This is a genomic window from Puia sp. P3 (assembly GCF_050632245.1).
Taxonomy (GTDB): Bacteria; Bacteroidota; Bacteroidia; order Chitinophagales; family Chitinophagaceae; genus Puia.
Window position 1 is genome coordinate 4,800,675 of record NZ_CP192583.1, and the last position, 12,100, is coordinate 4,812,774.

General features: G+C 58.6%; 12 protein-coding genes and 2 pseudogenes. All 14 read right to left on the minus strand.

Going from position 1 to position 12,100, the window contains the following annotated elements; translation table 11 throughout:
* Window positions 1-49 precede the first annotated feature (49 nt).
* On the minus strand, window positions 50-274 hold the full coding sequence (locus ACQ86N_RS29915; RefSeq protein ID WP_431210238.1) for a heavy metal-binding domain-containing protein: 225 nt from the start codon (window positions 272-274) through the stop codon (window positions 50-52).
* Between the two features lie 4 nt (window positions 275-278).
* On the minus strand, window positions 279-626 hold the full coding sequence (locus ACQ86N_RS29920; RefSeq protein WP_431210239.1) for a hypothetical protein: 348 nt from the start codon (window positions 624-626) through the stop codon (window positions 279-281).
* Window positions 581-835, minus strand: coding sequence for an efflux RND transporter periplasmic adaptor subunit (locus tag ACQ86N_RS29925; protein ID WP_431210240.1), 255 nt, complete (start codon window positions 833-835; stop codon window positions 581-583). Before ACQ86N_RS29925 ends, ACQ86N_RS29920 begins: the two co-directional genes overlap by 46 nt.
* Entirely contained in the window at window positions 835-1,023 is a 189-nt protein-coding gene (locus tag ACQ86N_RS29930; protein WP_431210241.1) for a hypothetical protein, read from the minus strand. Before ACQ86N_RS29930 ends, ACQ86N_RS29925 begins: the two co-directional genes overlap by 1 nt.
* Before the next feature lie 23 nt (window positions 1,024-1,046).
* Window positions 1,047-1,373 carry an efflux RND transporter periplasmic adaptor subunit gene (locus ACQ86N_RS29935; RefSeq protein ID WP_431210242.1) on the minus strand — a complete coding sequence of 109 codons (327 nt, stop codon included), beginning with the start codon at window positions 1,371-1,373 and terminating at the stop codon, window positions 1,047-1,049.
* 6 nt (window positions 1,374-1,379) lie between these two features.
* The gene (locus tag ACQ86N_RS29940; RefSeq protein ID WP_431210243.1) at window positions 1,380-2,300 is read right to left on the minus strand and encodes a TolC family protein; all 921 of its coding nucleotides are present in this window, start codon (window positions 2,298-2,300) and stop codon (window positions 1,380-1,382) included.
* Complete coding sequence (locus ACQ86N_RS29945; protein ID WP_431210244.1) at window positions 2,248-2,628, minus strand: hypothetical protein; 381 nt, start codon at window positions 2,626-2,628, stop codon at window positions 2,248-2,250. The genes ACQ86N_RS29940 and ACQ86N_RS29945 overlap by 53 nt, the downstream gene beginning before the upstream one ends.
* Before the next feature lie 4 nt (window positions 2,629-2,632).
* Window positions 2,633-5,007 (minus strand): annotated as a pseudogene (locus ACQ86N_RS29950) (efflux RND transporter permease subunit).
* Window positions 5,008-5,012: 5 nt separating this feature from the next.
* On the minus strand, window positions 5,013-5,867 hold the full coding sequence (locus ACQ86N_RS29955; protein WP_431210245.1) for an efflux RND transporter permease subunit: 855 nt from the start codon (window positions 5,865-5,867) through the stop codon (window positions 5,013-5,015).
* 10 nt (window positions 5,868-5,877) lie between these two features.
* Window positions 5,878-6,024, minus strand: coding sequence for a heavy metal-binding domain-containing protein (locus ACQ86N_RS29960; protein WP_431210246.1), 147 nt, complete (start codon window positions 6,022-6,024; stop codon window positions 5,878-5,880).
* Window positions 6,025-6,114: 90 nt separating this feature from the next.
* Complete coding sequence (locus tag ACQ86N_RS29965) at window positions 6,115-6,528, minus strand: HYC_CC_PP family protein (RefSeq protein ID WP_431210247.1); 414 nt, start codon at window positions 6,526-6,528, stop codon at window positions 6,115-6,117.
* Between the two features lie 91 nt (window positions 6,529-6,619).
* Window positions 6,620-7,792 carry an efflux RND transporter periplasmic adaptor subunit gene (locus tag ACQ86N_RS29970; protein ID WP_431210248.1) on the minus strand — a complete coding sequence of 391 codons (1,173 nt, stop codon included), beginning with the start codon at window positions 7,790-7,792 and terminating at the stop codon, window positions 6,620-6,622.
* A gap of 11 nt (window positions 7,793-7,803) precedes the next feature.
* Window positions 7,804-8,400 (minus strand): TolC family protein, encoded by a 597-nt coding sequence (locus tag ACQ86N_RS29975; RefSeq protein WP_431217656.1) that lies wholly within the window; start codon window positions 8,398-8,400, stop codon window positions 7,804-7,806.
* A gap of 9 nt (window positions 8,401-8,409) precedes the next feature.
* Window positions 8,410-12,098 (minus strand): annotated as a pseudogene (locus tag ACQ86N_RS29980) (CusA/CzcA family heavy metal efflux RND transporter); the annotation flags it as partial.
* Window positions 12,099-12,100: the final 2 nt, after the last annotated feature.

The following is a 12,100-nucleotide window of genomic DNA, read 5'->3' on the forward strand; positions in this document are numbered from 1 at the left end:
CTCCCCACGGTGTCCAGCACAATATGCCCCAGCTGCACCTGCTGGTCGCTCAGATGCACCGATCCATCCTCCAGGCCCACGCTTTTTTCACTGGGATCAGCACCATCCCGCAGATAGGACAGACCCCCGGCCGCTCCTGCATCACCTGCGGATGCATCGAGCAGGTGTACATCGTATCCGGGCGTACCGCCGCCGGAGCAGCGGCCTCTTTCTTCTTCGTACCGCAAGCCCCAAAAAACAGCGCCGCAGCCAAAAAAATCACTATATAACGCATACCCTTATTTGTTTACTTTTATAAGATCTTCGCTGTCCACCAAATACTGTGCATTCACCGCCACGGAATCCGCCGGCTCTAACCCGGACAGCACCTGTATCCTGTTGTTGGACGCCATCCCCGTCACCACCTTACGCGCCCGAAAATGTCCGGCCACCCGAATAAAAACCACCCGGTCCGACCCCAACGATACCACCGCCGATGCCGGCAACCAGTTCCCGGCCACGGCCCCCGCAAAGATCGTCGCCTTCACCTGACTCCCAACAGGAATATCCCGCCGGCCGTTGTCAAAATACACCCGCACCGTCATCGCCTTCTCCTCCTTGCCATACACCGGCAGAACCTCGTCCACCTTCCCATCAAAAGCCCTTTCCGGCGCTGTCTCCGGCACCACCCGCACAAAGTCCCCTTCTTCACCAGCCCCGCATCGCCAGGATATACTTTCAACAGCACCCAGCTCCTGTCCATATTGAACACCTGAAATACCGTCTGCCCCTTCTCCACATACATACCTTCCTTCACCGGCAGCTCCTCCGTCATCCCCGAAGGCCCCGCAACCACTACCCCGCCCCCCGCAACAGCAACCCCGCCCCCTCATCCGGCATCGTGTTCCCCGCCTCGTGGATATGCCCCGAGTAATTGCTATACACTCCCAGGACGGCCGACGGCCGGCCGCTCCGCTCCACCAACGCCAGTTGCTCCGCGCTCACCCCGAGCAGCCTCAGCCGCTCCCTGGCCGCGGCAATCATCCCACTATTCCCCGCGTCACTCTTCAACAGGAACAGCAGGTCCTGCTCCCCGCCGCCAGCTCCGGACTATACAGCTCCATGATCCGCTCGCCCGCATGTACGTGCTGATAACGGTAATGCACATACAATCTCTCGATCCGTCCCGACACCCGCGCCGCAATCGTGCTGACCCTCCGCATGTCATAGCCCACCGCCCCCAGCGCCGGCAACTCAGGCCGCACCGTATCCCGGCGAACCGCCGTCACCATCTCCTTCATACCCGATTCCCTCGCAACTGCCCCACCACCGGACTTCCTCTGCCCACACCCCACCGTCACCAGCAAACCGATATAAACCCAATTCTTGCTCATAACTACTTATTTTGACTCAATCACTTTTTTTAATTCCACCTGCATCAGCAGCACCTTCTCTACATCATCCCAATACTCCATCAGCGTTCCGTCCAGCGCCTCCCACGCATCATACACTGTCAACAGCTCCTCCTCATTCTGCTCATACGCCAGTTCCAGCGTCTGAAAATTCTTCCGCAACGCCGGCAGCACCTCCTCCTCCAGCACCCTCACCTGCCGCCGCTTCGCCACCAGCGCCCGCTGCAGGGCATACGCCGCCCCCATCGCCTCGTTCACCATCGCCTGCCGCTCGTCTTCCAACGACCTCGCCTTCCACTTCAAACTCTCCACATTCGCCTTCGTCGCACGCGAAGACCACGACAACATCGGCAGCCTCACCGTAGCCATCAGCGTATACTCCATCGGTGTCCCGCCAAAGCCAAACATGTGATCGTACCGAAGCCCCCATTCCGGCCGCAGCTTCGTCCGCTCCGCCTCCAGCTCAAGTCCCGCGAGCCGGATATTGGCATCCACCGCCCGTATATCGCTCCGACGCTCCCGTAAACCCGCACTGTCCATGGCAGGCGCCGCCATATCCACGGCTATCGCCGAAGTATCCACGTAAAAGACCATCGCCTTGTCCCGGTTCATCAGCGTATTCAGCGCGATCCGAGCCTGCTCCACATCGTTCTCCAACCCGATCCGCCGGTCCTCCAGCCTCCCAATCGCCGCCTTCGCCTTATAATACGCCCCTATCTTTCCCAGATTATTCTTATACCGCAGCTCCGCATCCTTTATCATAAAGTCCAGCAGCTTTGCATCCTCGTCCAGTACTCCCATCCGGTGCTCCGCTACTACCCACTGATAATACGCCCTTCCCGCTCCCGCATACAGCTCATTGGCCGTCGCCCCTTTCCTCTCCCGCTCCACCGCCGACATGCCCCGCATATACCCCCTCTGCATCCTGGCGACGCCTGTTCGGCAGCATCTGCTCTGCCGACACCATATACTGCCCGATCCCCGATGCGCCATCTCTCTGCCGCTTCCACAACGACGGATCATAAGGCGTCATCCACCATCCCATGCTCACCTGCGGCGCCTCCCATGTCCGCGCCCCTTTCGCACTTTCATCCAGCGAACGCGCAAGCGCATCAGAAGACCGCAGCGCCGGATGGCTGCGCCCGATCACCGCAAAAACACTGTCCAGCCCCATCGTCTCCTGCCCACGGGCAATACCAAAACCAAACAATCCCAGGATCACCACTATTTTTTTCATAGTCTCAGTGTTTAGCATCCAGCACCTGAATGCGTCCATATTTTTTTAGTTCGTATTCCTTCGTCATCAAAAAGATCAGCGGCGTCACCAGCAGAATATGCGTGGCCGAAGTCAGCACCCCGCCTACCATCGGCAACACGATCGGTTTCATCACGTCACTACCAACCCCGTTACTCCACAGGATCGGCACCAGCGCGAACAACGCCACCGACACCGTCATCAGCTTGGGACGGAGCCTCCGGGCCGCCCCGGCGATCACCGCCTCCCGCATGTCTGCCCGCGTGATCGTCTCCCGGGAATTGCCTTTCAAGGCTACCAGCCGCGCCATCGCATCGTTCAGATAGATCACCATTACGATCCCCGTCTCCACCGCCAGCCCGAACAGCGCGATAAAACCGACAGCAACAGCCACGGATAAATTTACACCCCACACATAGACCATGATCGCCCCGCCGATCAGGGCAAACAGGATCGACACCAGCGAGAAGAATGCCTCACGAGCCGAATGAAAAGCAAAATACATCGCCCCGAAAATGATCAGCAACACCACCGGCAATATCCACGTCAGCGTCCGCTCGCTCCGGATCAGGTTCTCATACTGCCCGCTCCATTCGACATAATACCCGCGGGGCAAGCCCGTCAGCGACTTATCCAGTCGCTCCCGCGCCTCCTTCACCGTGCCTGCCAGATCCCTTTCCCGCACATTGAACAGCACCGTCCCACGCAGAGCAGCATTCTCCGAATTGATCATCGGCGGGCCCTCCGTGATTTTTATGTCTGCCACAGCCTCCAGCGGCACCGGCCCGACACCCGTCGTCGCCACCTGCAGTCGTCGCAGCGCCGTCAGATTGCCCCGGAAGTCCTGGCCGTACCGCGCATTCACAGAGAAGCGCTGCCGCCCCTCCACCGTCGTCGTCAGCTTCATGCCGCCGAGTGCTCCCTCCACTACCGCATTCACGTCATCCACGCTGAGACCATATCGCCCGATCTCCTCCCGCTTTACCGAAATGTCGATATACTTCCCTCCCGTGATCGGCTCCACATACAAATCCTTCACACCCGGTATGCCGTTCAGCGCGGTCCGTATCCGCTGCGACAGCGCGTCGATCGTGTCGAGGTTCTGCCCGTACACCTTTACCCCCACATCCGTCCGTATCCCCGTGGATAGCATATTGATCCGGTTGATGATCGGCTGCGTCCATCCGTTCGTCACCCCCGGTATCTGCAGCTTCGCATTCAGATCCCGGATAATGCTATCCTTTGTCACGCCCGGCCGCCACTGCGCCTTCGGCTTCAGCAGCACGATCGTCTCCACCATATTGATAGGGGAATTATCAGTCGCCGTACTAGCTCGTCCCGCCTTTCCCAATACATTCGCAACCTCCGGCGAAGACGCAATGATCCTATCCTGCACCTGCAACAGTCTTTTTATCTCTGCATTCGAGACATCCGGCAGCGTCACCGGCATGAACAGGACCGACCCCTCGTCCAGCGGCGGCATGAACTCCCGCCCCAGACTCAGCACCAGCGGCACACACACTGCCAGCGCCATCACATTGACCCCGAGCGTCGCCCAACGCCAGCGGATACAACCCCGGATCACCCACTCATATAACCGCTCCAGCAACCGGTTCACGGGGTTGGCGCCCTCACCGCGAAAACGTCCCCGCATGAACAGCGAGATCAGCACCGGCGCCAGCGTCACCACCAGCACCGCATCCACCGCCAGGATGAACGTCTTCGTATAGGCCAGCGGGTGAAACAGTTTCCCCTCCTGACCCGTCAGCAGGAACACCGGTAAAAAGACGCGATGATGATCACCGTCGAAAAGAACACCCCCCTCGACACCTGGATACAGGCCTTCCGGATCAGCTCCATCCTCGTTTCCTCCGCCAGCCGCGGCCCCCGCGTCCCCCACGATCCCGCGACCGCTGCCTCCACCGCTCTACCCGCCGCCCCTCCCGCTGACGCCACCAGCAACGCCTGCTCCTCCGCCAGATGCCTGTACGCATTCTCCGACATAATGATCCCATTGTCCACGATCACCCCTATCGCCAGCGCAATCCCGGTCAGCGACATGATATTCGATGACAACCCAAACGCATTCAGCAGGATAAAACTCGCCGCGATCGTTATTGGTATCTGGATGATAATACTCAGCGCACTCCTCCAGTCCAGCAGGAACAACAGCACGATCAGCGACACGATCACCATCTCCTCTATCAGCTTGCCCTTCACATTGCCGATCGCACCCCCGATGAGTTCGCTCCTGTCATAGGCTATCTTAAAATCCACACCCGCCGGCAGACCCCGTTGCACATCAGCCATCTTTTTCTTCACCGCCCCGATTACCCTGTCCGCATTCTCTCCGTACCGCATCACCACTATTCCCCCAACCGCTTCCCCCGGCCGTTCTCGTCGAATATCCCCAGTCTCAGGTCCCCGCCCATCTGCACAACGGCAATATCCTTCACCCGCACCGGGATACCCTTGTTGTTACCCACCGCGATATTCTCCAGGTCCGCCCGATCCTTCACATACCCAAGTCCGCGGATGATATACGAGGCATCTCCCATATCCATCTTCCGCCCACCCACGTCATTATTCCCTGCACGCACCGCCCGCGCAACATCTCCCATCGAAAACCCATAGTATTGCAGCTTCACCGGATCCACTACCAGCTGATACTGCTTCTCAAAACCGCCAAAACTGGCTACCTCCGCCACCCCCGGCACCGTCTGCAACGCCAGCTTCACATACCAGTCCTGCAAAGCCCGCTGCTCTCCCAGGTCCATTCCCTTTGCGTCCAGCGTATACCAGAACACATGTCCCACTCCTGTCCCGTCCGGCCCCAGCGTGGGTACCACGTCCGCCGGCAGCAATCGCTGTGCATAGCTCAATCGTTCCAGCACCCGGCTCCGGGCCCAGTATACATCCGCATTGTCGTCAAAAATGATATACACGAAACTCATCCCGAACATCGACGTCCCCCTAACATTCTTCACCCTCGGTATCCCCTGTAGATTGCTCACCAGCGGATACGTCACCTGGTCCTCGATGATCTGCGGACTGCGCCCCTGCCACTCCGTAAACACGATCACCTGGTTCTCGGACAAGTCCGGGATCGCATCGATAGGGTTCTGCCGGACCGAGTAAATACCCCAGCCCAGCAGACCCGCCGCCGCCAGCAACACCACCACCCGGTTGCGCAGCGACCATTCAATTAATCTTTGCACCATACTGGCTGAATTACATTTTCATTCCTTTCATCGACGCCGAATCCTTTTTACCCCCTGACCCTTTCTTCCCCGCCGGCGCAGGCCCTGCTTTCTTCACCAGCGCCATCCCACACCTGGGGCACTTCCCCGGCTTATCACTTTTTACCTCCGGATGCATTGGAAAAAATAAATACAAAAGGTAACAATCGCCCGCGGGAGACCGCAAACGACAAAAGCCCGACAAGGACGTCAGGCAACAAGAAAGGGATCAGATCCGAAAACTACAATTGCGAAGGAACACGGGAACCTTTCCCGATAAAGGCGGCCCATGGGCCACCGGCCTGTCGATCGCGGGCGCGATCACCACCGGCTCATTCCATCCCTGATAAGGCATTACCACCAGCGCCGGCGCCAGGTTCCACTCCACCCAGCTCTGTACCAGCTTTTGCGCCGGGTCATTCTGAAAATGCATATGCTCGTCGTGGCAGCAATTCTTCATGCCCACCGAGCAGCCAGGCATTGCCTCCGACTTGGACATCCCGCAGGAAACGCAATCCCTACTCTCCTTGTCCATCAACCCCCAGGCCACCAGACGCCCCATGCAATAATGCAGGTGCACCGTAGCCCCCATCGAGGTCGACAGGTAAAGAATCGCTAATATGGAGACGAAAACCTTTTTCATGGTTCCTTCCCCAAAGCTATACACTTTCCCGGAACCACTGTTATATAATTATGGGAAAATATTGCAAAATTCTCGCTCCGGCAAGCGCCACCTATTCCCCACCACTCCCCTTCGTCACCTCCGACAACAAATAATACGCCCCCTTCGTCACGATCCGCACCACCTGCGGCAACTCCGACAACGCCACCACCTCCGTATAACCCAGATCCGAAGCCCCCGTCCTCACCGCCACCTGCCGGTATACCCGCGGCGCCGTCTCCAGATAAATAAAATGTTCGTCCCCGCTGCTCACCACCGCCGCATCAGGCAGCGCCAACGCTTCGTACTTATCCACCTGGATCCGCGCTTCCACATACATCCCCGGCAACAACGTCTCCGTATGCCCGGTAATACGCGCATGCGCAATGATCGCCTGCTGATTATCCTGAAAAGCCTTGTCCAGGCTATACACCGTAGCAGGGTGATCGTGCAGCGGGTCGTTCGCATCCGTAAACAACACCTTCTGCCCCACCGCCAGTTTATGCACGTCCTTCTCGAATACGGTCAGGTCCAGATGCAGCGCCCGGTTGTCTACGATATCGAACAACGCCGCATTCGCATCCGCATACTTCCCCATCGTCACGTTCACGTGATGGATATACCCCTCGATCGGCGCCACCAGTCCGACCTCTCCCCTCACCGCTTCCGGTACCAGCCCCTCCGTCCGGATACCCACGCCCGATAGTCGGGTGCGGATGCCCGTTTGACGCGCCCTCGCCACCCCCAGCTCATTCTCCACCTGCTGCAGCGTCTTCTCAGAATTGATGCTATCCGCACGCAGACTCTTCTGCCTCGCATACTCCGCCTCGAGATACCGCAGCTGCGACCTGTTCTCCAGATAGTCCTGCTGCCACTGCACCACCTCGTTGTTCTGCAGGGTCGCCAGCACCTGCCCCGCCTGAACAAAATCCCCGTCCTTCACACGGATACTACGAACGATTCCGCCAACCAAACTGCTCACCTGCGCCTGGTTCTGCGGCGGCAATACGAGCTTGCCATTCACCTTCAGCGACGTCCGCAGATTTCGCTTTTCCAGCCCACCCACCTGCAAGCCAATCGCCTTTACCTGCGCCTCCGTCAGCCTGATCTCCACCGGAGACGACGCCGGGGCAGCCACAGCAACTGCCGGCACGGCAACCGCCGCACTATCTTCTTGCTTCTTCGTACCACCGCGCCCCCCGCAAGCCGCCAGACACAATAAGATCAATACATAAAATGGTCTCATTTCAATAGCATTTATCTGTTCAAAAAATAGTCGATCTGAATCACCGCCTGATTGTATTCATTTACCGTCCTCAAATATCCCTCCCGGATAACAGCGGCCTCCCGCACATTCTGTACATACTCCACATACCCGATATTGCCCGCGCGGTAACCCTTAGCCGCTGCCGACAGGATCAATGAAGCATACCGCAGACCCTCCTGCCGGTAATAGTCGAGCTGCCCCTCGGCACGCGCATACTGCTCCCACCACTGCCGGTACGCCGCCTCCACCTCCAGCCCCGCCTTTTCCACGCCGGTCTCCGCCACTTGCCGTCCTATCTCCGCCGCCTTCACTCTGGCCTTCACCCCATAGTTGAACAAAGGAATGGAAGCCCCCACCGTCACGATATTGTAAGGACTCACCCGGTCCAGGCTCTGCGTAGCCGCACCGATGGAAAACGACGGCATCCCCCTCGCCTTCTCGACGCGAACCGCAGCGGCATTCACCTCCACCTGCTGACGGGCATACCTCAACAACGGATGGTCCCCAGACAACACCGAATCAGAAGTGTTCAACGCCGGCAAGGGCTCGAATCCTTCCGGCACCCCCAAACTATCCGTACCCGGCATCCACTGCCGCAGGCCAGCCGCGAAAGCCGCTATATCCGCCCGCGCCTGCCTCATCTGCAACCGCACCTCCGCCCCCTGCGTCCTTGCATTGGTCTTTTCCAGCACCCCCGTTTCCCCCGCTGCGTAACGCCTGTCCGCCACCTGCTGAAAATCCCGCCACGCACTATCCAGCGACAACAATAGACGATAACGCTGCCACGCATACGCCCAGTTCGAATACGCAGCCCTGACATTCCGCGTCAATTCCCCACGGGTCACCGCCCGCGCCGCCTCCGCCACCTTCACGTTCTGTTGCAATAACCCCCGTTCCGCCCTGTACGCGCCCGGCAGTTTGAAGGACTGCGACACCCCCACGTAATAGTCAAAATCACTGCTGTTGATCTGTCCAACCGAACTGTTGATAGTCAGTGGATCGAACACCGTCGCCGTTCCCAGCAGCGCCTGCTGCTGTCGCACCAGCTGGTCGCCCTGGCGCATCACCGGATGCCGGGTATAGGCCCGCGACAACGCCGAATCCAGCGACAACGGCGCCTGCGCCGAAGCCTTCCCGATCCCACCAACCACCAACGACACTAGAACTACCACCACCGGCTTCACACGCCTCCCAACGTAAAACCAACTATACAGGACCGGCAGCACCAGCAGCGTCAGCAGCGTCGATGAAACCAGCCCGCCGATCACCACCGTCGCCAGCGGCTTCTGCACCTCAGCCCCGGCGCTCGTACTCAGCGCCATCGGGAAAAAACCCAGTGAAGCCACCGAAGCCGTCGCCAGTACCGGCCGCAACCTGGCGATACTACCCTTGATGACCCGACCCAACACGTCCACCTCTCCTTCGTCGCGCAGGCGGTTATAATAACTGATCAACACGATACCGTTCAACACCGCCACGCCGAACAAGGCAATAAATCCGATGCCCGCCGAGATACTGAAATTCATCGCGCGAAGCCAAAGCGCAGCGATACCACCCACCGCCGCCAGAGGGATCGCCGAAAAAATGATCAGCGCATCCTTCACCGACCTGAACGTCACGAACAGCAGGAAAAAGATCAGCAACAGCGCCACCGGCACCGCTACCTGCAACCGCCCCTTTGCCTCCTGCAAATTCTGAAACTGACCACCATATCGGATATAATACCCTTCCGGCAACGACAACCGCTGCCCCAGCACCCGCTGAATATCTCCAACCACGCTCTCCACATCCCGGCCCCGGACATTCGCCTCGATCACGATCCGGCGCTCCGCATCCTCCCGGCTGATCTGCGCCGGGCTAGTAGAAAAATTCACGTCCGCCAGCTCGCTCAGCGGCACCTGCGTGCCCCCTGCGTCGGGATCAACAGACTACGCAACTGAGCAGGATCCGTATTGGAATCCCCGGGGATCCGCACCACCAGGTCAAAGCGCCGTTCCCCCTCATAGACAGTACCCGCATAACCGCCCGCATAAGCCGTATTCAGCACCGCATTCACGTCGGCAATAGACAACCCATACTGCGCGATCTTCTCCCGGCGGTATTTTACCAGCATTTGGGGAAGACCAACCGTTTGCTCCACCTTCACAGCCTCAAGCCCCTTTACACCATGGATCAACGCCGCAGCCTCAATCGCCTTTGCAAACAGTGTCGTGGGATCACTCCCGAATAATTTGATGGCTATATCGCTCTTTACTCCAGCTACCAGCTCGTTGAACCGCATCTGTATCGGCTGCTCGAATGACAGGATCACGCCCGGGATCGCCGACATCTTTTCCCGCATTTTGGCGGCAAGTTCCTCCCGGTCATGGGCCGTCACCCAGTCCTTGCGGTCCTTCAACACGATGATCATATCCCCGCTTTCCATCGGCATCGGGTCCGTAGGCACTTCACTCGTCCCGATCTTTCCGACTATATCCTTCACCTCGGGAAAACCCCGCGCGATCTTCTCCAGCTGCGTCGCCACATTCACCGATTGCGGCAGGCTGCTGCCCTGTCGGATGATGAAATTCGTGGCAAAATCACCCTCGTCCAGCTCGGGGATGAACTCACCGCCCAATGTCCGAAAGAGCAATATCGCTCCCGTCAGCAATGCTCCCGCCGTCGCCAGCACAACCAGTCGCCTCCGCAACACCCAGGTCAGCAACGGCCGGTAGACGCCCTGCATCCGGCTCATCGCCCTGTCGGTCAGCGTCTCCTTTGCCTTCACCTTCCGGTTCAGCAACAGGCTCGACATCAATGGTACATAGGTGATGGACAATAACAACGCGCCGATGATCGCAAAGCTCACGGTCCCGGCCATGGGTTTGAACATCTTCCCCTCGATGCCTGTCAGCGCAAAGATGGGGATATAGACAATGAGGATGATGATCTGCCCAACAGCGGCACTCGACATGATCTTGCTGCTGCCGGTCATGACCTCCTCGTCCATCTCAGTCCGGGTAAGCGTCATGCCTTTAAATTCCTCGTGCAGCCGGTGCAACAGACTTTCCACGATGATCACCGCCCCATCCACGATGAGCCCGAAGTCCAGCGCACCCATACTCATCAGGTTGGCGCTCACCCCGAACAGATTCATCATGCACACGGCAAACAACATCGACAGCGGGATCACGCTCGCCACGATCAGCCCCGCCCGGAAATTCCCCAGGAACAGCACCAGCACGAAGACCACGATCATCGCCCCTTCCAATAGGTTGCGGCTCACCGTCGCGATCGTCCGGTCGATCAGCCTGGTTCGGTCGATGAACACGTCGATCTTCAGTCCGGCCGGAAGACTCCTTTCAATGGTAGCCATCCGCTCCTTCACCTGATGGATCACCCGCACCGCGTTCTCTCCTTTCTGCATCAACACAACGGCGCCTACCGTCTCACCCTGACCATTACGCGTCATCGCCCCAAATCGCGGTGCCGATCCCAGCTGCACCGCCGCAATATCCCGTACCAGCACCGGAATGCCGCCCGTATTACGAACGACAATGTTCCGGATATCGTCCAGGTTTTCTATCATCCCCTCACCCCGGATAAAATATACATTGGGTCCCTTGTCGATATAACCGGCGCCCGTATTCGCGTTGTTCTTCTGCAGCGCGGCAAAGACATCCAGCATCGTCAGGTTCATCGCCGCCAGCCGGTCCGGCCGCACGCTCACCTCGTACTGCTTCAACTGCCCGCCGTAACTGCTGACGTCCACTACCCCCGGCGTACCCAACAACTGCCGCTTCACGATCCAGTCCTGGACCGTCCTCAACTCCATCGCATTGTATTTATCCTCGTATCCCTTTTGGGGTACGAGCACATACTGGAAGATTTCTCCCAACCCCGTCGTCGGTGGCACCATACCCGGCACCCCATAATCCCGCGGGATCTTCTCTTCCGCGGCCTTCAGCTTCTCCGCCACCCACTGCCGGATCGTCGTCACCGGCATATTGTCTTTGAAGACGATGGTGATCACCGACAACCCACTGCGGCTAATGCTTCGCAGCTCCGTCAGCCCCTGTAAGGACTTGAACTCCATCTCCAGCGGCGTCGTCACAAACTGCTCCACCTCCTGTGTCGCCAGCGAGGGAGAGTTCGTGATCACCTGCACCTGGTTGTTGGTCACATCCGGCAGCGCATCCACGCTCAGCCGGAAAAAAGAATATAGTCCGGCTGCTATGAACAACAATAGCAGCAGACCGGTCACCGGCTTATTACGCACCGATAACCGTATGATCTTTGAAATCATAG